Source organism: Exiguobacterium sp. SH1S1, from assembly GCF_004337245.1.
Classification (GTDB): Bacteria; Bacillota; Bacilli; order Exiguobacteriales; family Exiguobacteriaceae; genus Exiguobacterium; species Exiguobacterium aurantiacum_A.
Genome location: NZ_SJUZ01000042.1, coordinates 1 through 215, shown reverse-complemented (window position 1 = coordinate 215; position 215 = coordinate 1). Strand labels below are relative to the sequence as shown.

2 rRNA genes are annotated in these 215 nt (G+C 51.6%); both read left to right on the top strand.

The features are described from left to right. Window positions 1-83: ribosomal RNA gene (locus EVJ23_RS15165) — 23S ribosomal RNA — on the top strand; the annotation flags it as partial. A gap of 51 nt (window positions 84-134) precedes the next feature. Then, window positions 135-215: ribosomal RNA gene (gene rrf, locus EVJ23_RS15160) — 5S ribosomal RNA — on the top strand; the annotation flags it as partial.

Below are 215 nucleotides of genomic sequence, written 5' to 3'. Positions count from 1 at the left end.
AGACGATGAGGTAGATAGGTCATGGGTGGAAGCACGGCGACGTGTGGAGCTGAATGATACTAATCGGTCGAGGCTTTGATCTAGAAACGGTTTGAACTTGATGAGTCTTCAGTTTTCAGGGAACAATTCCCTTGTCTGGTGGCGATAGCGAAGCGGCCACACCCGTTCCCATGCCGAACACGGAAGTTAAGCGCTTCAGCGCCGAAAGTAGTTGG